The 25728-nt window shown below is 56.7% G+C and carries 20 protein-coding genes; 19 read left to right on the forward strand and 1 reads right to left on the reverse strand.

The annotated features are described in order from the left end of the window. Positions 1-47 precede the first annotated feature (47 nt). From K5554_RS08365 to K5554_RS08455, 19 genes are all read left to right on the forward strand, one after another. The gene (locus K5554_RS08365; protein ID WP_221038056.1) at positions 48-2504 is read left to right on the forward strand and encodes a glycyl radical protein; all 2457 of its coding nucleotides are present in this window, start codon (positions 48-50) and stop codon (positions 2502-2504) included. A gap of 61 nt (positions 2505-2565) precedes the next feature. Further along, complete coding sequence (locus K5554_RS08370) at positions 2566-3477, forward strand: glycyl-radical enzyme activating protein (protein WP_221038057.1); 912 nt, start codon at positions 2566-2568, stop codon at positions 3475-3477. A 20-nt stretch (positions 3478-3497) separates the two neighbouring features. Continuing rightward, the gene (locus K5554_RS08375; RefSeq protein WP_221038058.1) at positions 3498-4541 is read left to right on the forward strand and encodes a zinc-dependent dehydrogenase; all 1044 of its coding nucleotides are present in this window, start codon (positions 3498-3500) and stop codon (positions 4539-4541) included. Between the two features lie 29 nt (positions 4542-4570). Beyond that, complete coding sequence (locus K5554_RS08380) at positions 4571-5335, forward strand: SDR family NAD(P)-dependent oxidoreductase (protein ID WP_221038059.1); 765 nt, start codon at positions 4571-4573, stop codon at positions 5333-5335. Positions 5336-5341: 6 nt separating this feature from the next. After that, positions 5342-6832 carry an FGGY-family carbohydrate kinase gene (locus tag K5554_RS08385; RefSeq protein ID WP_221038060.1) on the forward strand — a complete coding sequence of 497 codons (1491 nt, stop codon included), beginning with the start codon at positions 5342-5344 and terminating at the stop codon, positions 6830-6832. A 45-nt stretch (positions 6833-6877) separates the two neighbouring features. Then, positions 6878-7726, forward strand: coding sequence for a class II fructose-bisphosphate aldolase (locus tag K5554_RS08390; RefSeq protein ID WP_221038061.1), 849 nt, complete (start codon positions 6878-6880; stop codon positions 7724-7726). Positions 7727-8286: 560 nt separating this feature from the next. Beyond that, complete coding sequence (locus K5554_RS08395) at positions 8287-9087, forward strand: transposase (protein WP_221038062.1); 801 nt, start codon at positions 8287-8289, stop codon at positions 9085-9087. Between the two features lie 296 nt (positions 9088-9383). Further along, positions 9384-10079, forward strand: a complete 696-nt coding sequence (locus K5554_RS08400; protein WP_221038063.1) for a GntR family transcriptional regulator — start codon at positions 9384-9386, stop codon at positions 10077-10079. A gap of 36 nt (positions 10080-10115) precedes the next feature. Next, positions 10116-11114 carry a tripartite tricarboxylate transporter substrate binding protein gene (locus K5554_RS08405; RefSeq protein WP_221038064.1) on the forward strand — a complete coding sequence of 333 codons (999 nt, stop codon included), beginning with the start codon at positions 10116-10118 and terminating at the stop codon, positions 11112-11114. A 68-nt stretch (positions 11115-11182) separates the two neighbouring features. Then, the gene (locus K5554_RS08410; RefSeq protein WP_221038065.1) at positions 11183-11620 is read left to right on the forward strand and encodes a tripartite tricarboxylate transporter TctB family protein; all 438 of its coding nucleotides are present in this window, start codon (positions 11183-11185) and stop codon (positions 11618-11620) included. Between the two features lie 10 nt (positions 11621-11630). Next, positions 11631-13118, forward strand: coding sequence for a tripartite tricarboxylate transporter permease (locus K5554_RS08415; protein WP_221038066.1), 1488 nt, complete (start codon positions 11631-11633; stop codon positions 13116-13118). 112 nt (positions 13119-13230) lie between these two features. Further along, positions 13231-14085 (forward strand): 3-methyl-2-oxobutanoate hydroxymethyltransferase, encoded by an 855-nt coding sequence (gene panB / locus K5554_RS08420; protein WP_221038067.1) that lies wholly within the window; start codon positions 13231-13233, stop codon positions 14083-14085. A 13-nt stretch (positions 14086-14098) separates the two neighbouring features. After that, on the forward strand, positions 14099-15172 hold the full coding sequence (locus tag K5554_RS08425) for an Ldh family oxidoreductase (RefSeq protein ID WP_221038068.1): 1074 nt from the start codon (positions 14099-14101) through the stop codon (positions 15170-15172). Positions 15173-15212: 40 nt separating this feature from the next. Next, complete coding sequence (locus tag K5554_RS08430; protein ID WP_221038069.1) at positions 15213-15986, forward strand: RraA family protein; 774 nt, start codon at positions 15213-15215, stop codon at positions 15984-15986. A 146-nt stretch (positions 15987-16132) separates the two neighbouring features. After that, positions 16133-17800 (forward strand): formate--tetrahydrofolate ligase, encoded by a 1668-nt coding sequence (locus K5554_RS08435; RefSeq protein WP_221038070.1) that lies wholly within the window; start codon positions 16133-16135, stop codon positions 17798-17800. A 36-nt stretch (positions 17801-17836) separates the two neighbouring features. Beyond that, the gene (folD, locus tag K5554_RS08440) at positions 17837-18688 is read left to right on the forward strand and encodes a bifunctional methylenetetrahydrofolate dehydrogenase/methenyltetrahydrofolate cyclohydrolase FolD (protein WP_221038071.1); all 852 of its coding nucleotides are present in this window, start codon (positions 17837-17839) and stop codon (positions 18686-18688) included. Positions 18689-19917: 1229 nt separating this feature from the next. Further along, on the forward strand, positions 19918-20355 hold the full coding sequence (locus K5554_RS08445; protein ID WP_221038072.1) for a DUF488 family protein: 438 nt from the start codon (positions 19918-19920) through the stop codon (positions 20353-20355). Between the two features lie 864 nt (positions 20356-21219). Then, a complete protein-coding gene (ltrA, locus tag K5554_RS08450; protein WP_255565332.1) occupies positions 21220-22476 on the forward strand; it encodes a group II intron reverse transcriptase/maturase in 1257 nt (418 codons plus the stop codon). A 310-nt stretch (positions 22477-22786) separates the two neighbouring features. Continuing rightward, entirely contained in the window at positions 22787-23995 is a 1209-nt protein-coding gene (locus K5554_RS08455) for an IS110 family transposase (RefSeq protein ID WP_255565581.1), read from the forward strand. Positions 23996-24192: 197 nt separating this feature from the next. Here K5554_RS08455 and K5554_RS08460 read toward each other — a convergent pair whose 3' ends face one another. Continuing rightward, on the reverse strand, positions 24193-25722 hold the full coding sequence (locus K5554_RS08460; RefSeq protein WP_221038075.1) for a YifB family Mg chelatase-like AAA ATPase: 1530 nt from the start codon (positions 25720-25722) through the stop codon (positions 24193-24195). Between the last annotated feature and the right edge of the window lie 6 nt (positions 25723-25728).

Here is a 25728-nt window from a genome sequence, read left to right on the forward strand (position 1 = left end):
AAGAGTATCCCTGGGAAACAAGACTTAAACAGAAAGGAGTTAAAGACATGGTTCCGTTTAAATTGCTTGCCGAGACTCACATTCTTTCGAGTGATAGCCAACGCGAGCAGAGGATCCAACGCTTGAGGAACCAGATCCTGGCTGCCAAGGGTAGAAAGGGAGAATATGTCGGCTACGTCTGTATCGAGCGGGCGAGGCTAGTGACCCAGTCTTACCGCGAGACTGAAGGACAACCCGAGGTGATCAGAAGAGCCAAAGCGCTCCGGAACGTTCTGGAAGGGATGCCGGTTTACATTCTTCCTGACGAACTCATCGTCGGACAGGTTGCAAGCAAGCACCGTAGCGTCGAGGTTTTCCCGGAGAACTCGGTTGATTGGCTCGAGACTGAACTAGACTTGATCGAAACCAGGTCCCAGGACCGGTTCCTGATTCCCCCAGAGGTGAAGAAGGAACTTCGGGAAAGCATCATTCCTTATTGGAAAGGCAAGACCCTGCAGGATTACGTGGATAGTTCAATGCCGGAGGACACGTGGTTTTACCGGAAGAATGCCGGGGTCTTCTTCATGCAACTACACGAACGCGGCGGTATGGGTCACGTCATCCCAAATTACGCGAGGGCTCTGTCCACCGGGCTCGACGGGCTGATCGCCGGGGTAAACGACCTTATTAATCAGATTGATCTGTCCAGACCTAAAGGGCTTTCGGACATTGCCAAGGTACAGTATTTACAAGCAGCACGGATCGCCCTGCAAGCCGCTAGCATCTTCATTGAGAGATACGCCGACGAGGCACAACGGCTGGCAGCCCAGGAGGCAGGACCTGGAAGGAAGGACGAGCTCCTGAAGATCGCCCGAGTTTGCCGCAAAATCGCTCATTACCCGGCCGAGACCTGGTGGGAAGCTCTGCAACTTCTTTGGTTCCTTCACATTATTATCCAACTTGAAATGGACGGCGTTTCAATTTCAGTAGGCAGGTTTGATCAGTACGCGCTAAAGTACCTGCGCAGCGACCCATCATACAACCCGGATGGGCTTGAAGAAGCTCAAGAGCTTCTGGAGGCTTTCTTCGTCAAGTTCAACGAGGTGTTGAAGCTTTGGGATTATGACAGCGCCACCACGCATGCCGGATTCCCCATGGGTCAGAACTTGACGGTAGGCGGAGTAGACGCCTACGGCAACGACGCCACCAACGAACTAACCTACATGTGCTTGGAAGCATACGAACACGTGCATCTTTTCCAACCGGCCCTGACCCTCAGGATCCACCGGAATACACCTCAGGAACTTTTTCTGAGAGGCCTAGAGGTCATCAGGCTTGGCGGGGGAATGCCGCAACTGGCCAATGACGAAGTCATCATTCCCTCTCTCCTGAGCCGGGGTGTGTCCTTGGATGATGCTCGCAATTATGCCCCGGTCGGCTGCCTCGAAAATGCCACCGACACTAACCTGGCTCGCTCGACCTGGGGGGCGCGAATTGGGGGCTTTTACTCCCTGCCTCGTCCGGTCGAACTGGCGCTCCATAATGGAGTGGATCCCTTGACTGGCCTTCAGGTCGGGCCGCAAACAGGTGACGCGACTACTTTCACAACCTTCGACCAGCTCATGGAAGCCGTGCGAAAACAAGATGAGTTCTTCGCGGCCCACATGGCCAAGGAGTCCAATATCCTGGACTACGTGCACTCGACTTATCGGCCTACGCCCTTCCTGGCGTCATTACTAGACGGCTGCCTTGAGTCGGGCCTCGACCCGTCAGCTGGCGGTGCTTACTATAACTGGTCGGGAGTGCTTGCAGCTTCTTCAGCAACGGCAGGAGACATGCTCTATGCCATCAAGCATCTGGTCTTCGACACCCGAAAAATTAGTATGAAGGAAATAATCGAGGCCCTCAAGGCTAATTGGGAGGGTTACGAACACCTCCGGCAGAAGTGCCTGAGAGTTGTTAAGTACGGAAACGATCAGGACGAGGTGGATGCTGTCCACCGGGCCCGGATGGCCAGCTACTATGACGCTTTGGAGAAAAACCGGACACCCAGGGGCGGCACCTTCCACCCTGGCGTAATTTCTGGTTGCCGATATATCAAGTTTGGAAAGTTAATGGGAGCCACCCCTGACGGGCGCAAGGCCCGGGAGCCCCTTGCTGATGGCGTTGCCCCGATCAGCGGCTTTGACCTCAAGGGGCCGACGGCGGTGGTCAAGTCGGTGGCAAAATTGGATCATATCCGACTGACGGGGGGCGTTACCTTTAACCTGAAAATCTCCCCCGGCATGGTCGACGATCGCGCCGGCCTCCTGAAGTGGATGGAGCTGACCAAGACCTACTTCGAGATGGGCGGGATGCAGATTCAATACAACATAGTTTCCAGGGCCGTACTGGAGGACGCTCAGAAGCATCCCGAGAAGCACCAAGATCTAATCGTCCGAGTTGCCGGCTACAGCGCTTTCTTCAACGAACTTAGTCGAGAGGTCCAGGACACCATCATCGCACGTACTGAGCACACTTTCTAGCAAAAATCCGGCGGGGAGGGCCCCTGCCGAAGGTCCTTCCCCCAATTAAGGAGCTGGGATAATGGCTGGACGCGGTCTCATCTTCAACATCCAGCGTTTCAGCCTTCACGACGGGCCGGGAATTCGAACCACTGTCTTCCTTAAGGGATGCCCTCTTCGATGCATCTGGTGCTCCAACCCCGAGTCGCAAAGTAGGCGTCCAGAACTGGCCCATCTAGAATTCCGGTGTCAACAGTGCGACGTCTGCCTCAAAGTTTGCGAACGCCAGGCAATCAAGCCGACATTCGGGAAGCTGAAGAGGGTTGATCGGCGGAAGTGCAATCTCTGCGGGCGTTGCGTAGAGATCTGCCCGCAAAATGCATGGAGGGTCTACGGCACTGAAGTGACCGTTGACCAGGTCCTTTCCGAAGTGGTGCGAGACCGCGAATTCTACCGTAAGTTACATGGGGGTATGACCCTGAGCGGCGGGGAACCGCTGATGCAGCCTTCTTTCGCCCTGGAGTTGCTCAAAGCTGCCCGCAGCGAGGGACTCCACACCGCCCTGGAAACTTCGGGATACGGCAGCTGGAAGCACTTGGAGCGGATGGCGCGGTATTTGGACCTAGTGCTCTTGGACATAAAGCACATGGACTCTACGGAGCACCAACTCTTAACCGGTAAAGGTAACGAGGTCGTGCTTGAGAACGCCCGGCGCTTGGCCGAGGTTGGGTTAGAGGTTGTGCTTCGGTTGCCTGTGATTCCGACGATGAACGATTCGAAGGAGAACCTGACGGCCCTGGGTGCTTTCGCCCAGTCCCTCGGGATTAAGAGGATTGACATCCTGCCATTCCATCAACTTGGCGAGAGCAAGTACGCGCGCTTAGGAAAGCGCTACCGTCTGAAAGGGAAGGCGGCCCTGGAAAAGAAGCAGGTTCTACCGGCCAAGCAGTTATTGAGCAATTTTGTCCCCGAAGTAACGATCGGGGGAGCATAGAAAGGACCAGGAGGTTCACTATGAACACCATGAAAGCGGCTGTGTACCGCGGTATCGAAGACATAGTCATCGAAGAACGACCTGTCCCAGTCCCCGCTCCTGGCGAAGTGATCCTCAAAGTAGAGGCCTGCGCTATTTGTGGTACCGATGTCCGGATTTATTATCACGGCAACGACCGATTGAAGCCCCCAATCATCATTGGTCATGAAATCGCCGGGTCCGTGTTCCAAATCGGCTCTGGAGTAGGGGGACTCAAAGTCGGGGATCCCGTCGTTGTGGGCCCGGGTGTGGTTTGCAACGACTGCCATCCCTGCCGGTCAGGGAACCCAAACCTCTGCGTCAACAAACGCGCTTTCGGTTATGAGTACGATGGAGGATTCGCCGAATACGTCAGGATACCATCCGAAGCCGTGAAAGGAGGAAACTTGATCAGGATCCCTGACAACGTGTCATGGGAGGAGGCTTCACTAGCCGAGCCTCTTTCCTGTTGTATCAACGGGCAGAAGAACTTGACCTTGAGAGAAGGCCAGACCGTAGTTATCTATGGGGCTGGTCCCATCGGACTGATGCACATGCAACTGGCGAGAATGAGAGGAGCCCGTGTTGGGATCGTCGACGTTTCTCCTGAACGCCTGGCGTTGACTGGCCAGTTCAGGCCCGATTTCACCATCGACTCGTCGACGACCGACCCAGTAAAAGAGGTCCTCGCGACAACCTCTGGGCAGGGCGCAGATGTCAGCATCATCTGTTGCACAGCCAAAAAAGCCCTGGAGCAGGCACTGCAGTGCACCTGCCGAGGTAGCAAGATACTCTTCTTCGCCGGCTTTCCGAAGAATGACTCAGTCATTGCCTTGGATGCGAACTACGTTCACTATAAAGAAATCACCCTACTGGGTTCCTTTGCTTCGACGTTGGAACAGATGAAGCTGGCGATCAGGTACATCGGCGACGGATTGGTAAAGGTTAAGCCGTTGATTACCCAGGTGGTATCCCTTGACACCCTGACTCACGGAATACAAGCAGTTCGTAAGCAGCAGGGCTTAAAAGTGGTTGTCAAGCCCTGAAAGAAGAATTGAGGCTAGGAGGATGCTAAATGGCGGTAAGTATCGACCTAGGAGGACAAGTAGCTATCGTCACCGGGGGAAACCGGGGACTCGGTTTTGCCATCGCCGAGACTCTAGCAGAAGCTGGAGCTCAGGTTGTCATCATCGCCCGCAATCAGGAAGAAAACGAGAAAGCAGTCGCAAAAGTCACCTCGAGGGGTTTGAGGTGTAGCGGTGTGTCAGCAGATGTTACGGATACCGTGAGTGTTCAGCAAGCGGTCGGATCAATTCTGGATCAGTTCGGCAAGATTGACATACTGGTCAACTCTGCTGGCGTGGATATCACAGTTCCAGCAACTGAAGCGACCGAGGAGCAGTGGCGAAAAATTATGGATACCAATCTAAAGGGGGCATTCTTCTTTTGCCAGCTTGTCGGTCGGAGCATGGTGGAACGCCGCAAGGGGAAGATCGTTTCAATTGCCTCCATCCTGTCACAGGTGGTCAAAGTCAACGAGGCCCTTTATGGTGCCAGCAAGGGCGGTCTGGTGCAAATGAGCCGCTGTCTTGCCGCTGAATGGGCACCCTATAACATCAACGTTAACGTAATCTCGCCCGGAAGCGTTCCGACCGAGCTAAACCGTACCTACCTTTCGGTCGAAGAGAATCGCCAGCGCAACCTCCGCAAGATCCCCATGGGGAGGCTGGGGACGCCGGCGGAGATCGCTGGGGTGGCGCTGTTCCTGGTATCGGATCTTGCTTCCTACGTGACCGGTCAAAATATATTTGTCGACGGCGGCTGGACGTTAGGCTGGTGAACTCGCTTGGGATGGTACCTTGGATTTGACCTGGGAACGACGACTTCTAAGGGCATCCTGGTCGACCGATGTGGACGGCCATTGGGCAGCGAGGCGGTTACCCACGAGGTTTCTTTCCCGAGACCCGGGTGGGCCGAGCAAGATCCTGAGGCCTGGTGGGAGGAGTTCTCGCGCATCTGCCGTGTCCTTCTGAGCCGCGGGGATGTCAGACCGGAGGAAGTCAAGGCTATCGGGTGCAGCGGAATGATGCCCACAGTGGTGGCGCTGGATGCATCCAGTACCCCCCTGAGGCCCGCAATCCTTTACGGGATCGATTCCCGAGCGGCGGATGAGATCCGGATCATACAGCAGATTCAGGCTTCATCCGGCGAAACCGGCCGTGCCTTGACGTCGCAGTCGGCGGCTCCGAAGGTTCTCTGGCTAAAACGAAACGAACCGGAGGTGTTTCGGAAAGCTTGTACAATCGTCAGCGCAACCGGCTTCTTGGTCTACAGGTTAACGGGAATCGCCACCATTGACGTGCCTACCGCTGTCGAGTTCAATCCGCTGTTTGACCCGGTCAAGCTGGAGTGGGATCCGAGGTGGTGTTGCGAGTTGGGTATTCCCCAGGCGATACTTCCGCGGGTCGTGCCGGCCACGGAAGTAGTCGGTAGGGTTACCCCCTGGGCCGCTCAGAAAACTGGTATCCCGGCGGGGACGCCTGTGATTGCGGGGACGGGCGATGTGCTGGCCGACCGGCTCGCCATGGGAATGACGCTACCTGGGGATTCTGCGTTAACCTACGGGACGACGATGACCGTCAGCGTGTTGGTCAAGAGCATCAAAAACGACAGCAGGTTGCTGATCGGACCTTACGTTATTCCCGGCTTGTATCGGGTTTCTGGGGCTACGAACGCATCGGGATCGCTTTTGAGCTGGTTGTGCCGGATATTAGGGTCTGACGCGGAAACCGACGATTGGAGACGCCGGATAGAACAGGATGCTTCCGGTATCGAGCCTGGGTCCGAGGGGTTGATCGTACTTCCCTACTTCAATGGTGAGCGGACTCCGATCTTCGATGACCGGGTCCGGGGTCTGATCGCTGGGCTGACTCTGAGCCACACTCCGGCCCACATCTATCGAGCTTTTATCGAGGCCACGGCTTACGCCCTCCTTCATAACCTTGAGGTAATGGAGGAGAACGGTTGCCGGCCGGAACGGGTTGTCTCATCGGGAGGAGGCACCAGAAGTGAACTTTGGCTTCAAATCGTCAGTGATGTAACTGGTCTGGAACAGGTAATCCTGGATCAGCTATGGGGGGCGCCGTTAGGGGCTGCTTTTCTGGCGGCAATCGCCACAGGAGCTATAGGGGTTTTTGAAGAGGTCAAGACTTGGACGCGCCCCCAGAGAATAATCCGGCCAAACGCTGAGCGGTCAAGGCTTTACGCAGACTACTACCGGGTTTTCCGGCAGCTCTACCTGGCCACCCGGCCCTACCTCCACCAGTTAAGCCGTTAGGAAGACCGGCGATGAGTGTGACGGAAGCTTTGAGGAGGTCAAGCAGTGACGATCAGCACCATGTATTCCTTGCTTCAATCGGCGCGTTCCAGTGGTTACGCGGTCGGCGCCTTCAACGTCGATAACCTGGAGACAATCGAGGGAGTCGCCCTCGCTGCGGAAGAGGAACGCTCGCCGGTGATCTTCGCCGTCGGACAGGGGGCACTAAGGTACACCCGGCTGCCATACCTAGCCTCGCTCATTTCGACCGTGGCCGAAGGGCTGACTGTGCCGGCAGCAATACACCTCGACCATGGCAGTTCTTACGGCCAGGTGCTCGAGTGTTTGTTGCACGGATTTACCTCGGTAATGATCGACGGATCGGCCTTACCGATCGAAGAAAATATCGCTCTGACCAAGAAAGTGGTTGAAGCAGCCCACTTACTGGGGGCCACCGTTGAGGCTGAGTTAGGGCGGGTCGGCGGGGCCGAAGACTCTGAGGAGAGCGTGGAAGGTACGCTCACCAGGGTCGAAGACGCCGTGAGGTTCGTCCAGGAGACGGAAGTTGACGCTCTGGCCGTGGCCATCGGTACTGTTCACGGCCTATACCGGTGGGAGCCGAAGCTCGATTTTGAGCGCCTCGGGGCGATAGCCAAGGCCGTGGCTGTTCCGCTGGTCCTCCACGGCGGGTCAGGAACGCCAGACGAAAGCATTAGAAGGGCCATTGAACTGGGGATTGCGAAGATCAACGTCGCTACGGAAATAAGATTAGCTTTCCTCCAGGAACTGGAATCAAGGATTTCGGACCCGGCCACCAATCAAGACCTCTTTAAGGTCCTGAGCCCGGCTCGGGAAGCGGTCAAGTCTTTGGCCCAGAGCAAGATGCGGCTTTTTAGAAGCTCTGGGCGAGGCTGAAGCGGGCGTGTCCGTTAATTCTGGATGAGAACTCTCCAGCATTTTCGCCACAGCAGGCCCGGAATCCAAAAAATTGATCGACAAAGGGGTTTCAGGCTTTAGGAGAACACCAGGCGGGGAAGGATAGTCATTGCCCTCGACGCAGGGTCGACGCTTTTTTTAGGTAAGCAAATCGTTGGCTACGAGATCGAGAAAAAGCTCTGTATCTCCGGTCATACAGGGCACATTCAGGGATGTACCGCCTCACCCGGGCCAGTATAGCCCTTCGGCCTGGTGGATAGCAGGGTAGTTAACGTGGGCCGCGCGGGAATTCTTCTCAGGGGACAAACCGGGGAGGGGCTACCTAGAGTCCCATGAAAAAGTCCTTACAGTAGCATCTTCTCTTACCATGCTGGGCTTCTGCAACCACGGTTCTTCATCCACTTTTTCTTAATCCTGGCTAATGATCAGTTCCCCGCCTGGAAGCTTAACGTGCTACCCTTCTAAAGTTATAGGCGAGGATCGATAAGGCTACCCAGCACTTCGTGCCCTGGGTTCCGTGGTTTGTCTCGGAGGAGAACTTGGTCACCCTTCAAAACGCCGGCGGGCAGTACATAGCCGGAGAAAAGTTAAGGAGCGGGAAGGAGACGGCCGAGGCGGCCATCAACCGGGCGGGACGTTACAAGGTGGTGCGCGATAACCTTGAGGTCAAAGAAATCGTCGTAGGCGAAGGCGAAAGGCGCATCCGGTACGTCCTGGTTCGGAACCCCAAGGAAGTCGAAAAGCAGAAGGTAGAGCGGAAACGGATCATCGCCGAAGTTAAAGAGCAGCTCAAGCCATCGGCGATCTCAAGGGGAAGCCTCATACCAAGGCCTGCTGAGCTCATCGCCCATCCGGTCTATGGCCGCTACGTCAAGACGGACGCCAAAGGGCAACCCGTGCTGAACGAGGCCAAGATTAAGCAGGAAGCCAAGCTTGACGGGAAATACCTGCTTCGTACGTCCGATGATACGCTCTCGGCTGAAGATGTGGCCCTGGGGTACAAGCAGCTTCTTGAGGTGGAGGACGCGTTTCGCAGTCTCAAACAGACGCTGGAGCTGAGACCTGTCTACCATCGTTTGAGCGACCGAAGTCGTGCCCATGTGCTCCTTTGCTGGCTGGCCCTCTTGATGATTCGGGCAGCGGAGCTGAAGACAGGCCAAACCTGGCGCCACATCCGCGCCGCGATGGCGCAAATGCACCTGGGTGACTTCCGCAGCCCTGACGGTCGGACCCTGCAACGAACAGAACTTACACTCAGCCAGAAGGCCATCTTCAACGCATTGGGGGTGGAGGAACCGCCTCTCATCTTCGCTATTGAGCCGGCCAGGAAGCCGGTATAGTAACACGCCACTTTTTCACCGACGCCGCAAACCGGCGCCGGATAAGGCTTTGTGCCCTCTTTTTATCTACGCGCTGTAGAACTTGGGTTCGAGGGACCTGGATTAGGAGAGGAAAAGTATTCAGCAGCCAGTTCTCGCCAGTCCTTACATTTGCGCTTGTAAGCATTATAAGTTTGTTTTTTATTTACGTTGTTGCGGCTTTACAGATTGACAGCGTAGACAATTGTTGCTAACATTATGGTATACGAAATTAATGTATACAATACCAAAGTATACACTTCTTGGAGGGTAATGTAATGGAAGTCATCAAGAACAAGACGATGATGGAAGCTGCCTATGACACACTCCGGAAAGCGATTGTGACCGGGCATTTTAAACCTGGAGAACAGCTGATCGAGACGGATCTCATCGAATGGCTACAGGTCAGTAGAACTCCTCTTAGAGAAGCCCTTCGGCGGCTGGAAACAGAGAAGCTGGTGGTTAGCCGTCCCTACAAAGGGGTTTTTGTCAACCAGATTTCCAAGGAATACGCAGAACAGCTGTACCAAGTCCAGTCTATCCTCGAGGGGCTGGCGGCCAGGCTTGCAACGCAGCACCGGACTCCTGAGTTTCTGGTCGAATTGAGGGAACTGACTCGCCAGGCCGTGCAGCGCAAACAGATTGGAGATTATGAAGGTATGATTGACAAGACATATGCTTTTCACCAAGCCATCTGGAGACAAAGTAGCAATGAGGTGCTGTTAGGAGTCCTGGAGACGCTGCAGGCGCAGATTCATCTGCTACGCGGGACGACGTTACTGGACCCGGACCGTAGTGAGGAAAATCTGTACGAGCACGAGAAGATCCTAGACGCTCTGTCTGCAGGAAGTTGCGATACTGCGCAGGCCTTAATGTCAGAGCACATCAATAATGCTGCTTGTGCCGCCATAAGAATCTTTCGGCAAAGACGGGAACAGGAATCCCCTAAGGAGGTGGTCAATGGACAAACTTAATGAGACCGATCATTATTTGCGAAAGGGGTGTAGGTCATGGTAGGTGCCAAGTCTGCAAAGAGGTCCGTCGTGTGGATTCTCTGTGTGTGTACAGCCGTTGCGCTGCTATCAACGGGATGTTCGACCAGTTCAAAACACCAGGCTCCTTCAGCGCCCGAGTTTCCGACTAAACCCATTACTATCATGACCGGTTACGCTGCCGGTAGCGTAACCGATGTGGGCTTGAGGCTCCTGGTCCCCTATTTAGAGAAAGAATTGGGACAACCCATCACAGTGGTCAACAAGCCTGGTGGAAGCGGTTGGGTTGCGTGGAGTGAGCTGGCCAAGGCTGCTCCCGACGGTTACACCTTGGCGGTCGTCAATGTTCCCAACTTCCATACCGGGTACCTAAACCCTGAACTTAAGCGAAGCAATAGCGTTAGGGACTTCGACTTCTTGGCCAACCACGTATCAGACCCTAGCGCGATATCAGTTAAGACTGACAGCAAGTTCCAGAACGTAAAAGAGATAGTAGAGTATGCTAAGGCAAATCCCGGCAAACTGTCAGTTACCACCACTGGTCCCGCAACTGACGATCACCTCATGGCGCTGGCACTTGAGAACTCGAGTGGTGCAAAATTCAACATCGTCCACTGTAAGGGCGGGAACGAGAGTGTGGCCCAGGTATTGGGTGGACATATTGATGTCTTGATTGAAAATGTTGGCGGAGTAAGGGTTCCCTTTAAAAATGGAGAGATCAAAATGCTTGGGGTGGCAACAGAACAGCGCGCAGAGCTTGTGCCTGATGTGCCAACATTGAAAGAGCAGGGCTACAACTTCGTTTCGGTTTCTGCTCGCGGGTTCGCTGCCCCGAAAGGCCTACCCGAAAACGTGAAGAAAAAGCTCGTCGCGGCACTAGAGAAAGCCATCAAGAATCCAGAACATATTGCCAAGATGAAGGAAATGGGACTGACGGTCCAGTTCATGGGTCCAGACGAATACACCCAATTTATGTTTACACAAGAAGAAGAGGTCAAGAAGCTGATGCAGTGGTAAGAACGGAGGAACGGGGGGCGCCAACATTGGGCCCCCCACTCTCGAGAAGCCAAGGGGGTGCAACCACTATGCCCAAGTCTCATGACAGAATAATAGCTCTTCTACTTCTGGTGCTGAGTCTTTTGGGGCTGCTTCAAACCAAGAACTTCCCGGAGAGAGTTGGGTACTTCCCTGCCGCGGTGCTGGCCGTGCTGCTAGTTTTATCAGTCCTCTTGTTCTTCGGTACCCTGCGAAAGGACGAAAACAAACAAGCGCAAACGAACCAGGTTATTACGACCAAGGCTATGTTTACATTCGCCGTCTCAGTCCTCTGTGTTTTATTGATCAACGTTGTAGGGCTTTATATCGCCTCAGGCTTGCTTATTGCAGTCTTAGCATGGTATTTTCGCGGCATCCAGCCGAAGTCTGTGCTGTTGGCCATTATCGTATTTAACCTGTTCACGTATTTGCTGTTCAGCGTACAGCTTCAAGTGCCTATTCCCGCAGGCATTTTGTTCAGAAGGTGAGGGTTAGTTGATGGCTGATATCCTCGCGCAGACATTCCAAGTCGAAGTCCTGGCCAGTACCATGCTGGGTATTTTTGCTGGCATGCTAGTTGGGGCAATCCCAGGTTTGACGGCTACAATGGCTGTGGCGCTCTTGATTCCGGTCACCTTTGGGATGAGCGGCGCGGCGGCTTTGATCCTCTTGGGAACCATTTACACAGCAGCGACTTACGGCGGGAGCTTTTCTGCGATCTTATTTCATACCCCTGGTACACCTAGCTCAGCGGCAACCTGTCTCGATGGTTACGAAATGACCAGGAAAGGCGAAGCCGGTAAAGCCCTAACAATTTCTACCATTAGCTCTGCGCTAGGTGGCTTGGTTGGGGTCTGCGCATTGCTGTTAATTGCTCCACCTCTATCACTTATCTCACTCAAGTTTGGCCCACTCGAGTACTTCCTGTTGGCTGTCTTTGGGTTAAGCATTATTGGCGGGTTAGCTTCTAATAACCTCGTAAAGGGACTAATTGCTGGATTGCTAGGTTTGGCTTTAAGTACGATTGGCCTTGACCCAATGGCGGCATTTCCACGCTTTACTTTTGGCCTTATCAACCTAGAGTCTGGGATTCCGTTGGTTCCGGCGCTGATTGGGATGTTTTCGGTATCCCAAGCCATGATTTTGGCTGAGACCGGGAACGTGGTTCAGGTGAACCCAACCGCCAAGGCTATCAAAATTACCCTGCCGACATGGCAGGAAATGAAATGCATCGCCCCGATCATCGGCTACTGCTCATTAATAGGCACCTTTATAGGGATACTCCCGGGTGCGGGCGGTGACGTTGCGACCTGGGTCAGCTACAACGAGGCGCGCCGGATATCCAAGCATCCGGAAAAGTTTGGAACAGGGATAGTTGAAGGGATAGCTGCTTCTGAATCAGCTAACAACGCGGTTTGTGCATCTGCTATGATTCCACTACTAACACTGGGTATCCCAGGGAGCAACGTCACAGCTGTGATGCTCGGCGGCCTGCTCATCCACGGTCTGGTTCCAGGAAGAGACCTCTTCTCGGTTCAGGCGACGACAACCTACGCGATCATTGTGGGGCTGTTCCTGGCCAATATACTCATGGGAGTAATCGGGCTACTCATTGCACCCTATGTCCAGCGCCTGGCTCGAATTCCGTACCAGATCTTGGCGTCGACCATCATCTTGTTTGGCGTGGTAGGTTCCTTTGCCATCAACAACAACTTTGCCGATGTTTACCTTATGATGATCTTCGGCCTGTTTGGCTACCTCATGAGGCGCTATGACTTCCCGGTAGCGGCCACAATTCTCGGGCTGATTCTTGGTCCCATGGCTGAGAACGGCCTAAGACAAGCAATGGTCATTTCAAGTGGCAATCTGCTCGTGATGCTGCTGCGTCGCCCCATCTCACTCGTTATTGTGCTGGTAACTCTTTTGTCGATATTATGGCCGGTGCTGTCCAAGAGAATGGCTGGCTCCAAACCTGCCCACGCGTAACTCCGCCGTGGGTTTACCAGACTTCGGCCGAAGGAGAGGTATCGCATAAGGCCCTGGTGCCAGTCAATGGACGCGCCGGATGCCGAACCAATAAGAGAAAGGAGACTCGAGGATGCCGAGGCAAAAGCGAACCATCCAGTACCTCTTTGAAAAGAAAGAGAAAGGGGAAAAAATGCCGCGGACGGCTCTCTATGACTACCCGATGGCTGTGCTAGCCGAACTGGCCGGGATCGACATCATCAATGTTGGTGATTCCATCGCTATGGTGACGTTTGGCTACAACAGCACCTTGCCAGCGAATCTGGACGTTATGGTGGAGCATGCCAAGGCCGTGCGTAAAGGTGCCCCCACCGCCTTTATCATGGGCGATATGCCTTTCCTGTCTTACCAGGCGTCAATTCCAGAGGCCATCAGGAACGCTGGCAGGTACTTGAGGGAAGCGGACATGGATGCAGTCAAAGTTGAAGGAGGCACTGAGGTTGTTCCCGTAATAAAGGCACTGACCGATGCAGGCATTCCGGTCATTGCCCACACGGGTCTTACTCCCCAGAGCATTAAATCCATCGGGGGCTACAAAACCCAGGGGCGTGATGCCCAGGCGGCGCTGAAGCTGATCCACGAGGTCAAAGCCCTAGAGGACGCCGGCGCCGTGGCGGTAGTCATTGAAAGCGTTCCGAGCGAAGTCGGGAAAATCATCTACGAGCGGACTCGGATCCCCATTTTCGGGACCGGGATTGGCCCGTACACCGACAGCCCCATGATCAATGCCTACGACCTGCTCGGCTTTTTCGACCGCGTCCCCCGCTTTGCCAAACGGTATGCAAATGTAAAGGAAGTCATAGTAGATGCTTTCAAGAACTTCGTCGATGATGTCGTTACTGGCCAGTATCCTGGTGAAGAGCACTGCTACCACATGATACCCGGTGAAGAAGAGAAGCTCTACAACCTGATCGAAACACAAAACTAGTGAGGTGGAGAACTTGGCGCTTGTTCGCGTCCAGAGCAAAGACCTGCAGCACCTAGCGGAGGAAATTCTCCAGAGCGTTGGTGTCCCGGAAGAGGATGCCCACATAATAAGCAGCTGCCTGATTGAGGCAGACCTAAGAGGCGTTCAAACGCACGGGATGTTCCATTTACCGAAATATGTCGCAAGGATTCAAGTCGGGTCCTTGAAGCCTGTAACGCCGGTAACAACCGTGGCGGAGACTGCGAACATCGCTGTCTTAGATGGTGGTGGAGGTTTTGGTCATGTCAGCGGCTATCGCGCCATGAAACTCGCAATGGCCAAGGCGAAGCAGGGCGGAATAGCCATGGTTTTGGTAAGGAACAGCAATCATTTTGGCATGACAGCCTTTTATGCTATGCTCGCCCTCAGCGAGAACCAGATCGGGATGGCAATGACTAATGCTTCTCCTACAATAGCGCCAACCGGAGGTGTCTCTCCCCTGTTGGGCAATAACCCCTTTGCCATTGCCGTTCCTGCTGGCCAAAGACCGGCCCCAGTCCTAGATGTAGCGCTAAGCGCCTCTAGCCTAAGCAAAATCAAACAGGCGGCAGAGAAAGGCATTCCCATACCGCTGGGCTGGGCGACCGATCCAGAAGGTGAAGAGACAACTGATGCTCAAAAGGCGGTTACTGGACTTCTTCTGCCCATTGGGGGCTACAAAGGTTACGGTATGTCTTTTATGATCGACGTGCTCTGCGGTGTTTTATCAGGAGCCGCATTTGGCCCATTCGTGGGTAAACATCTGCAGCAACCGAATCAAAAGGCCAACCCGCAGAACCTAGGGCACACATTTGTGGCGATTGATGTGAGTAAGTTCATGGGCGTAGACCTGTTCAAGGCTAGGGTGGACCAGTACATCGATACCCTCAAAGCTTCCAAGCTAGGTAAGAGCGCCCAGACAATTTACCTTCCAGGTGAGAAAGAGTACTGGACGAAGACGGACTATCTCAAGAATGGCATTCGCATTGAAGAGGCTATTGTGAACGAGGTCGTGGCTTTGGCCAATAGTCTTGGGCTGGCCCCGCACCTTAACGTGGCTCTGGAATAAACCTTGCACCCCGTGCGGTAAGGAAAAGGAGGCGATCAGATTGATCGGGGCAGCAGAGTGGGAGAAGTACGAACACCGGCTTGCTGGAGTAGTTCCCAAAGAGAGGTTCGCTCGCTTGAGTTTTCCGCGCCCGAGACCCGAGGTCTTGAGTGTCCTTAAAGGCATAGAGGATCCGACTCCAACGGTTTCTGACATACTCGACCAATTAGGTATCGCAGGTACTGTTCCGGCAACAATCCTGCATCCAATTTGCGCCGGCAAAGTTGTGGTTGGCCCGGCTTTAACCATCCGCTATGTTGCAGAGCCACTGGTACCGCGGCAGGCGATGCTCAATTCCGCTAAGGCCCAGCTCGGTGACAAAGATGCGTATGCAATTGCCGAACCGGGCGATGTGGTGGTCTTTGATAACAGCGGCCGAGAAGACATTTCTACGATGGGAGGCCTTTCCACGCACTATGCCCTGAAAGCTGGGGTTGCTGGCTGTATTGTTGATGGTGGGGTCCGGGATGTTGGACTGATGCGCTCAGTTGGTTTCGGCGTCTGGAGCCGGGGTATAACTCCCATTACAGGTAAACTGCGGGTTGCGACATTGGAAATCAACGGACCGGTACAGTGTGCCGACGTGTCGGTGAAGCCAGGCGACCTAGTGGTAGCTGATGACAACGGCGTATGCTTTATCCCTGCAGAACGTTTAGATGAGGTAGTGGCTATGGTATTAGAGGCTGCCAAGACGGAAGAGATGTTGATGCAGGCCATTTCCGGAGGAGGCTCGATGGACAATCTAAGGAGCATTCTACCGCCAGAGAAATGGTAAGAGACTCCCACGCGTCTCTAGTCCGGCCGGAAACGACAGGGGGAGGTGGCTGCCGCTGGATTAGCCAGCACTTATCAGCTGCTCAGCTCTAGTTACTCCGTGTTGTCCGTACAAAGCGCCTGTATAGGGTAAGAAAGGGTGTAAACATGCTTTCCGACATCGAAATCGCCCAGGCGGCCCCGATGCAGCCCATCACGGAGGTGGCCGCCGCCCTCGGCCTGGCGCCTGAGGAACTGGAACTCTACGGCCGCTACAAGGCCAAGGTGAGCCCGGCGGTGTGGGAGCGGGTAAAGGAGCGGCCGGACGGGAAGCTGATCCTGGTGACGGCCATCAACCCCACACCGGCCGGTGAAGGCAAGACGACAACCACCGTGGGCCTGGGACAGGCCCTGGCCCGGCGGGGGAAGAAAGTGGCCATCGCCCTGCGCGAACCCTCTTTAGGGCCCAGCTTCGGCGTGAAGGGCGGCGCCGCCGGCGGCGGGTACTCCCAGGTGGTGCCCATGGAGGACATCAACCTGCACTTCACCGGCGACATCCACGCCGTGACCACGGCCCACAACCTTCTTTCCGCCCTCATCGACAACCACCTCCAGCAGGGAAACGCCCTCGGGCTGGACCCGCGGCGCATCACCTGGAAGCGGGTCCTCGACATGAACGACCGGGCGCTCAGGCACATCGTCATCGGCCTGGGGGGTAGGGCCCAGGGCGTCCCGCGCGAAGACGGCTTCGACATCTCCGTGGCCTCCGAAGTGATGGCCATCCTCTGCCTGGCCGGCAGCCTCAGCGAGCTCAAGGAGCGCCTGGCGCGGATCGTGGTGGGCTACACCGATGGCGGCCGCCCCGTGACGGCCGGCGACCTCAAGGCCCAGGGGGCGATGGCGCTTCTTCTTAAGGACGCCTTAAAGCCCAACCTGGTCCAGACCTTAGAGCACGTCCCGGCCTTCATCCACGGCGGTCCCTTCGCCAACATCGCCCACGGCTGCAACTCCATCCAGGCCACGCGGCTGGGGCTCAAGCTGGCCGACTACTTCGTCACAGAGGCCGGCTTCGGCGCCGACTTGGGGGCGGAGAAGTTCTTCGACATCAAGTGCCGCGTAGCCGGCCTTAAGCCCAGCGCCGCCGTGGTGGTGGCCACAGTGCGCGCCCTCAAGCTCCACGGCGGGGTACCCAAGGCCGAGCTGGGGCGGGAGAACCTGGACGCCCTCGAGGCGGGCTTCGCCAACCTGGAAAAGCAGGTGGAGAACGTGCGCCTCTTCGGCGTGCCGCCGGTGGTGGCCATCAACCGCTTTCCCACCGACAGCGACAGAGAGCTTTCCCTGCTGGCGGAGCTCTGCAGGCGCCTCAATGTGCCCTTTGCCCTCTCGGAGGTCTGGGCCAAAGGCGGTGCCGGGGGGATCGAACTGGCCGAGAAGGTTCTTACCGCCTGTGAAGGGCCGGCCGACTTCCACTTTCTCTACGACCCCACGGAAGAGCCCAAGGCGAAGATCGCCGCCATCGCCCGGAAGGTTTACGGCGCCGCGCGGGTGGAGTACACCCCCGAGGCGGAGCGCGATCTCAAGGCCATCCACGACCAGGGCCTGGATAACCTCCTCATCTGCATGGCGAAAACCCAGTACTCCCTCTCGGACGACCCGGCCCTCCTAGGGCGTCCGGAAGGCTTTCCCCTTACCGTGCGCGAGGTGCGTCTTTCCGCCGGCGCCGGGTTTATCATCCCGGTTACGGGCCAGATCATGACCATGCCCGGTCTTCCTAAGCACCCGGCGGCGCTCGACATGGACATAGACGACACAGGGCGCATCACCGGCCTCTTTTAGGCCGGCCAAGAGATCTTTAAGGCAGGAGGGCGGGAAATGAGGGCGGAGATTCTCGACGGCAGGAAGGTGGCGGCGCAGGTTAAGGCTGCGCTCAAAGAAGAGGTGACACAGCTGAAAGGCCGGGGCCTGACCCCCGGCCTGGCGGTGATCCTGGTGGGGGACGACCCGGCCTCCCAGGTGTACGTAGGGAACAAAGAGAAGGCCTGCCGGGCGGTGGGCATTGCCTCCTTTCCCCACCGGTTGCCGGCGGCTACCGGCGAGGAACACCTGCTGCAGCTCATCGGGCGCCTCAACGCCGACCCGGCCGTGCACGGGATCCTGGTCCAGCTGCCCCTGCCGCGCCAACTGGACGCGAACCGGGTGATCCAGGCCATCGACCCGGCCAAGGACGTGGACGGCTTCCACCCCGTGAACGCCGGCCGGCTGGCGGCGGGTTTGCCGGCCTTTGTACCCTGCACGCCCCAGGGGGTTATGCACCTGCTCGCAGCCTATAACATCCCGGTTGCGGGGCGGCACGCCGTGGTGGTGGGGCGGAGCAACATCGTGGGCAAACCCCTGGTGCAGCTTCTCCTGGCCGCGGATGCCACCGTCACCGTCTGCCACAGCAAGACCAGGGACCTGGCCGCCTTCACCCGCACGGCCGATATCCTGGTGGCGGCGGTGGGTAGGCCGCGCCTTATCACCCGCGACATGGTAAAACCCGGGGCGGTGGTGGTGGACGTGGGCATCAACCGGCTGCCGGAAGGGCTGGTGGGCGACGTGGATTTCGAGGCGGTGCGCGAGGTGGCGCGTTACATTACGCCCGTTCCGGGCGGCGTAGGCCCCCTGACCATCGCCATGCTGCTTAAGAACACGCTGATAGCGGCGCGCGAAACTTTAAAGGAGTGAGCGATAGAACAGATAATTAGTGATTTCAGTAACAGTGACAAAAGCCTTAGTAAGAGGCTTCTGGAGAAAAAGGCTCTCAAGGAAGTAATACGTATAAGAAGCCTTATACGATGCCGCGAACGGATGGGCCGTAGGTAAGACAATATCCTACCTGTGCGAGAACGTTGGTAGGGTCTTGTGCGGTTTGGGGCGAGGATTTCGAAGATAGGAACAGTTGCGTTGTATATTGTTTGTGACAACGCAAAAGAGACCCACTTTGATCACGGAAAAGGGGTCTACCCCTGCTAAGGCTGCGCTTAGGGGGTGGCCCCGTTTTTTGTAGGCAGAGTGGATGCCTTCTCTGCGAAAAGGGGCTGCCCTGGCTATGGATAGGGAGCGGTGCTTAAGGAGCCGGCGAGGATAACAGCTCCGCCGGGTTATCACCATGGGTCCACAGGTACTTAGACAACGCTTCGGCTCCACCTCGCGTTGCCGACGTCTCCACACCCCCGGTGGCGGTGATCTGAACTGTCTCTTTTATTATGGCTTTAGGGAAGGGAACCAGCCCTCGGGGTCGTTTCCACGTGGCTATCCAGGTCTTTCTCACTTTTATCTGCCTGAACGTCAAAAAGATGGCGCGAAGAATCGCGTCTCGGCTGGCTACGGCCTGAACGTAGTGACGAAGCTTCTTTGGCGATAAACGTAATCTCTTGGTAAAGCGTGCTTACCCCGTCCATAGGTGACGGGGTGGCTGTTTTATAATCTGGGAAGGAGGATATACTGGAAGGTTCGCGAATCCTGGTAGCAGGGAAGGAGAAGGGAAGAATCAGAAACAGAACTTCTGCTGTTGTTGTTCTTACGCTGCCAGTGATTAGTCTTAGTACTAACAGATTGCACAGGGCCGGGCGAGTCCGCCGCAATCTGGACTGGAGGGCCACTACCGGGTCATCTCGACATGGGCCGCAAAAACGTGTCACAGGAAGGCCATAACTAGTTACTGCACCAACGAGCAAAGCCGAAACGGTGTGGTTTGTACTATCCCATTCCAAGCGCACCTTAAGTCATGTTCTGGGTTTTTTGGAAGACCGGCGGCTGCTCGCTGGGCGCGCCCCTGTTGGGCAGGGTATCATCGTCTACACATCCGAGGTGATTGTCAGGCAGAAACTGGGGCTCAGTCAAGATCAGAGGAACGGGTTGGGTTCCGTAGGTTACAGGAATTATCACTATTCAAAGGCTTGGAGGTAATTGAGTTGCGCGTGTACACAATGGGCTTTTCCCAAAAGTCGGCAGAAGAGTTTTTCCGGAAGCTTCAGGACGTTGGAATCAAGCGCCTTGTAGATGTACGACTTAACAATACCTCCCAATTGGCAGGATTTACAAAACGTGATGATCTTGCGTTCTTTCTTAAACAACTCTGTGGAGCAGAGTATATTCACGAACCTCTGTTAGCCCCAACTCCGGAGATGTTCGATGCCTACAGGAAAAAGCAATATACGTGGGAGGATTTCGAACGGAAATTTTTCGCGCTCATGACCGAGCGCAAAATCGAGGAAAGAATAAGCAGGGATCTTTTTAGTGTCCCGACTGTTCTCTTATGCAGTGAGAGTTCGGCGAAACGCTGCCACCGGCGGCTGGTGATGGAGTATTTACAGGGAAAATGGGGTGGATTGGAGGTGGTGCACCTATAGACAGGAAACTACCATATCTGCAAGAATGGCTTTGTAGCAGGCGTTGTGGGCCTCTTGCTCCTTCTCCCGGAATAGAACATCAACCCCGTCGTCTACAGTCGTCGCGGACGGAGAGAGAAGTCCCGGCCCCACAAGGCTGCGGCGGGTTTACCCAACTTGCTTTAAAAAAGGACTGGCACCGTTTTCCCTACGGTGCCAGTCAATTCATGTGCGCCCGGCATGGGCGCTGTCTCTAGGGTGCAAGTCCCGAACGGCGAGGGTAGCAGTAGCCGTAGCTTAAGGCAAGGGTGTCCGCCGCGAGGTGGAATCTGAAGGAAGCCGGCGGCAAACCTCCGGCCCGAGGACCACGAACCCCAGGCGAGGCTAGTGGCAGCCGGATGAGCGTGCATGACAACGCGAAGTCGCGGCTCTCGAAGGCTGCCAAGAGTATATGGGGCGGGTAGATGGAGGGAAAGACAGCGTCCTTACCCGGGGCGGGGGCCCACCGGAGGTGGGTGCTGTCGGTACGCCAGGGGTACTGGCAAGCCGGGTCGAGAGGCCCGGTTGAACCGGCAGGAGTCAGCAGAGGGCATAGTACCTGGAACGAGGAGCGATGCACGGCCCGGCTAGTGAGGCACTGCCAGACGAAAGAGGCAGCAAACGGATAGGCCGAACCTAAACAGCGCACACCCGGCCAGGAAAGGCCCGAACATCAAGTCAGAGGTGAACCCGATGAGTTCGCACGGAAGGCAAGGACAGCAGAAAACCCGGGGCAGGGCCTGTCTGCGGGAGGAAGCGGTGAATACGCGGGGGACCGCAGAAGGGCGGAGCCTTTCGTCGGCACGAAGCGGAAGATCACCTCGCGAGGACCAAGGTGACGGCCTGATGGAGAAGGTGGTGGCCCGGGAGAACATGCGGGCTGCACTGAAGCAGGTCGAGGAGAACAAGGGAGCAGGCGGAATCGACGGGGTCCAAGTAGATGAACTACGCGACCTCCTGCGAGAAGTCTGGCCCGAAGTTCGAGAACAGCTCCTCCAAGGGACCTACCAGCCGAAGCCGGTCCGCCGAGTCGAAATCCCGAAACCAGGCGGAGGCACGCGGCTTCTAGGGATTCCCACCGTTTTAGACCGCCTGATCCAACAGGCACTTCTGCAAGTACTTACGCCCATCTTCGACCCAACGTTCTCCGAGGCGAGCTACGGGTTCAGAGCCGGCAGACGAGCCCACGATGCGGTCAGGGTGGCGCGCAGGTACGTGGAAGCCGGATACGACTGGGTCGTGGACATGGACATCGAGAAATTCTTCGACAGAGTGAACCACGACATCCTCATGGCCCGGGTGGCCCGGAAGGTGAAGGACAAGAGGGTCCTAAAGCTAATCCGCCGCTTCCTGCAGGCCGGGGTCATGCTTGGCGGAGTGGTCGTACTGACAGAAGAGGGCACCCCTCAAGGAGGTCCCTTAAGCCCGCTACTGGCCAACATCTACCTCGACGACCTCGACAAAGAGCTTGAGAAGCGGGGCCACAAGTTCGTCCGCTATGCCGATGACTGCAACATCTACGTCCGAAGCCGGCGGGCGGCCGAGCGGGTCATGCAGAGTATCCGCAACTTCCTGCAGAAACGGTTAAAACTCAAGGTCAACGAAGAAAAGAGCAGCGTGGACCGGCCGTGGAAGCTAAAGTACCTGGGATTCAGCATGTACAAGAGCAAGGAGAGAATCCTCATCCGCCTGGCTCCGCAGACCACCCAACGGATCAAGAACAAGATCCGGGAGTTTACCTCCCGCAGCAAACCCGTGAGCATGACCGACCGGATCCGGCGCATCAATGCCTACCTGGGCGGATGGCTCGGATACTTTGCCTTGGCTGAAACTCCCAGCGTCTTTCAGAGCCTCGACGAGTGGCTGAGACGCCGCCTTCGCATGTGCCTCTGGAAGCAGTGGAGACGGGTTCGGACGCGCTACCGCGAACTTCGCGCACTGGGTCTACCAGAACGGGTTGTCCACCAGCTTGCCAATGCCCGCAAAGGACCCTGGCGCATGGCCCATGGGCCAATGAACAGGGCCCTGGGCATCGCCTACTGGGAAGCCCAGGGCCTCATGAGTTTAACCGCACGTTACCAAAGCATTCGTCAAGCTTGGTGAACCGCCGTATACCGAACGGTACGTACGGTGGTGTGAGAGGACGGGGGCTAGCCGCCCCCTCCTAATACGTTAAACTAACTTAGGAGAACTAGCAGGGTATCGGAAAGCATAGCAGAACTTTTAACTGAGACTTGGTTTTCCGGGGAAAGGCTACCCCTCCTTGACGGCTCGACCGCTTCGAGTAGACCGTCCTTCCCCGGAACATTATTCGGGTATCACGGGTTATAGAGGGTCGCGCTGTGAGCGCCGGTGTATTAGGCCATGCCGTGCCCCGAAGCCAAGCCCAAAGAGAGGCGGGAGGTTGATAGGTGTGTTTTTCGCCGGCATCGATTGGGCCGACGACCACCACGACGTGGTCATTTTGGGTCCCACGGGATCTCTAGAAGCCGGCTTTCGCGTGACGCACTCTCTGGCCGGCCTCAAGGAACTCATAATTCGGCTTAGGGGTTTGACCGGGCGTCCAGAGGATGTTGCCTGTATCATTGAAACCCGTCACGGTCTTCTGGTTACTACCTTGCTGGAAGCGGGCTTCCCAGTCTATCCAGTCAACCCTAAGACTGTAGATCGGCACCGCAAGCCATCTCGGGCTAAGACAGATGCCATTGATGCTGCCATCCTCGCCCGGCATGGCCTGAAGGGACTCGATGAGCTGCGACTTCTTAAGCCGGACAACCCCATGATCCAAGAACTCAAGGTTTTGACTCAGGATCAGATGGCCTTAATCCAACAGCAAACCCGTTTGGTTAATCAGCTAACAGCCTGCCTAAAAGCCTATTACCCAGTAGCCCTAGAGTTCTTCACTAAGCTCCAGCAACCGGTTACGTTAGCTTTTTTGCAGGCCTACCCTACACTGGAGGCAGTTAGGGCGGCTCACACGGATGAGATCGCTGCCCTTCTGAAGAAGTTCCGGCATCCACGCCCCAATGAAACCGCGCAGCACATCGCCGTTAAGGCCCATGAGCCCCAGCTTCATGCAGATCCGGTGACTAAGCGGGCTAAGTCTAGGCTCATGCTAGCCATCGTCGCCCAGTTGGCCCCGCTTGTTGACGCTATTCGGGAATACGACAAGGCGATTGACAAGGTTTTTACCGCTCATCCTGACAACGAGATCTTCCAGAGCCTTCCTGGGGCCGGGAAGCGCCTGGCGCCAAGACTCTTGGCAGAATGGGGCGATGATCGTAACCGCTACGCCTCATATGAGAGCGTGGCTGCCCTTGCAGGGACTTCTCCTGTTCCCTTCCAGAGTGGGCGCTACAGCCGAGCCCACAAACGCTATGCCTGTGTGAAGCCTTTTCGCGCTGCTCTCCACAGCTTCGCTTGGCAGTCGACACGTACCGAGTTGTGGGCCAAAGACTACTACCTGCGCAAAAGACGTGAAGGCAAGAGTCACAGTGTTGCTGTCCGTGCTTTGTCAAATATCTGGGTTCGAATTATCCACGCCATGTGGCTTAAGCATGAACAGTACAACCCGACCGAGTTCTTGAACGCTAGGGCAGCCCACCAAGCTCGTGCAGCCTAGCATAAACAACTTTGCGCCACCACCTATTGACATAGAGGGTCTACTCGATCTTTCCAGCATGTCAAGATCTTTCGTGAGCCTGGAGTAACTCCTCCCTGCTTACTCCTCTGAAGTGCTTGTCCATTTTCCACCGTCTTCCCGGGGATGATGGTAATAAGCCGAATCGAGATTTCGTTATGCGGTTACTGGATCGACCATTAAGCTTCAATCGCCCGGTCCAGGGCGCGGTACTGTAGGGCCTCCGCCACGTGTTCCGCGGCGATGCGTTCGCTGCCCGCCAGGTCAGCAATGGTGCGGGCGACCTTGAGGATCCGGCTGTGGGCGCGGGCTGAAAGCCCGAGCGCGGCATAAGCGTTCCGGAGCAGGTCCTGGCCGCCTTTATCCAGGCGGCAGAAACGCGCGAGCTGCGCCGGTGTCATCTCCGCATTGGTGCGGGTGGGCGTCCCGTGAAAGCGCTCGCGTTGCACCTGGCGGGCGGCTTCCACCCGCTCCCGGACGGCGGCCGAAGGTTCCGCGCGCGCCTTTGGTTCTGCCAGGTCGGCGTACGGTACCCGTGGCACCTCTACGTGAAGGTCGAGCCGGTCGAGAATCGGCCCTGACACGCGCGCCCGGTAGCGCTGGATGGCATACGGGGTGCAGGTGCACGCGCGCGTTACGTCGCCGTAGTACCCGCAGGGGCAGGGATTGCTCGCCGCCACAAGCAGGGGACGGGCGGGGTAGGTGTAGCTGGCCTGGGCGCGGGAGATGGTGACTACGCCGTCTTCGAGCGGCTGGCGCAGGGCCTCCAGGATGGAGCGAGAGAATTCGGGGAATTCGTCGAGGAAGAGCACGCCCAGGTGGGCCAGGGTGATCTCACCGGGGCGCGGAAGGTGCCCGCCGCCTACGAGCCCGGCTGTAGAGATCGTATGGTGGGGAGAGCGAAAGGGACGCTGAGTGATGAGCGAGTTGGTATCGCTGAGCAGGCCGGCCACGCTGTAAATCTGGCTGAGTTCGAGGGCTTCTTCAAAGGTGAGCGACGGGAGGATTCCAGGCAGGCGGCGCGCCAGCATCGTTTTGCCGGAGCCGGGTGGACCCACCAGGTAAACGTTGTGCCCGCCGGCTGCCGCCACCTCCAGGGCGCGCTTGGCATGCTCCTGACCGCGCACCTCGGCAAAGTCGGCGCCGGCGGCGGCCGCAGCCGGGTTAAACCGCGCCGGGGGCGCCGGCACCCCCTCGCGGTCGCCGCGCAAAAGTTCCACCACCTGGCCGAGGGAGTCCAGGGGGTAGGCCTCCGTGCCGGCCACCCAGGCGGCCTCGGCCGCGTTGGCTCGCGGGATGAGAAAACGCTGAAAGCCCTCTTCTTTAAGTGAGGAAAGCAGCGGGAGAATGCCGTCGATGGGCCGGAGCGAGCCATCCAGTGAGAGTTCACCCAAAAAAACCGCACCCGCCCACTCTCCTAAAGACACGGTTCCTGCCGCCGCAAGCAGCCCTACCGCCAGCGCCAGGTCAAACGCCGGTCCTTCCTTCGGCAGGTCGGCCGGCGCCAGATTCACCGTGATGCGCCCGTCGGGGAAAGCAAAGCCGGCATTTTTTATGGCTGAGCGCACCCGTTCGCGCGCCTCGCGCAGCGCAGCGTCCGGGAGGCCCACGATGGCGAACTGGGGAAGGCCGCTGCCGACATCAACCTCTACCACGATGGGTATCCCTTGCAGGCCGTGTAAAGCGGCCGCGTTCACCTGCGCGAGCAATAGAAA

The sequence above is a fragment of the Gelria sp. Kuro-4 genome, from assembly GCF_019668485.1.
GTDB lineage: Bacteria > Bacillota > DTU030 > DUMP01 > DUMP01 > DUMP01.

Bases quoted from the DNA above. Each gene is read 5' to 3' on its own strand.
- panB (WP_221038067.1), top strand. From the start codon at position 13,231: ATGCCGAGGCAAAAGCGAACCATCCAGTACCTCTTTGAAAAGAAAGAG.
- K5554_RS08375 (WP_221038058.1), top strand. From the start codon at position 3,498: ATGAACACCATGAAAGCGGCTGTGTACCGCGGTATCGAAGACATAGTC.
- K5554_RS08435 (WP_221038070.1), top strand. From the start codon at position 16,133: ATGCTTTCCGACATCGAAATCGCCCAGGCGGCCCCGATGCAGCCCATC.
- K5554_RS08380 (WP_221038059.1), top strand. From the start codon at position 4,571: ATGGCGGTAAGTATCGACCTAGGAGGACAAGTAGCTATCGTCACCGGG.
- K5554_RS08365 (WP_221038056.1), top strand. From the start codon at position 48: ATGGTTCCGTTTAAATTGCTTGCCGAGACTCACATTCTTTCGAGTGAT.
- K5554_RS08405 (WP_221038064.1), top strand. From the start codon at position 10,116: ATGGTAGGTGCCAAGTCTGCAAAGAGGTCCGTCGTGTGGATTCTCTGT.
- K5554_RS08410 (WP_221038065.1), top strand. From the start codon at position 11,183: ATGCCCAAGTCTCATGACAGAATAATAGCTCTTCTACTTCTGGTGCTG.
- K5554_RS08415 (WP_221038066.1), top strand. From the start codon at position 11,631: ATGGCTGATATCCTCGCGCAGACATTCCAAGTCGAAGTCCTGGCCAGT.
- folD (WP_221038071.1), top strand. From the start codon at position 17,837: ATGAGGGCGGAGATTCTCGACGGCAGGAAGGTGGCGGCGCAGGTTAAG.
- ltrA (WP_255565332.1), top strand. From the start codon at position 21,220: ATGGAGAAGGTGGTGGCCCGGGAGAACATGCGGGCTGCACTGAAGCAG.
- K5554_RS08400 (WP_221038063.1), top strand. From the start codon at position 9,384: ATGGAAGTCATCAAGAACAAGACGATGATGGAAGCTGCCTATGACACA.
- K5554_RS08370 (WP_221038057.1), top strand. From the start codon at position 2,566: ATGGCTGGACGCGGTCTCATCTTCAACATCCAGCGTTTCAGCCTTCAC.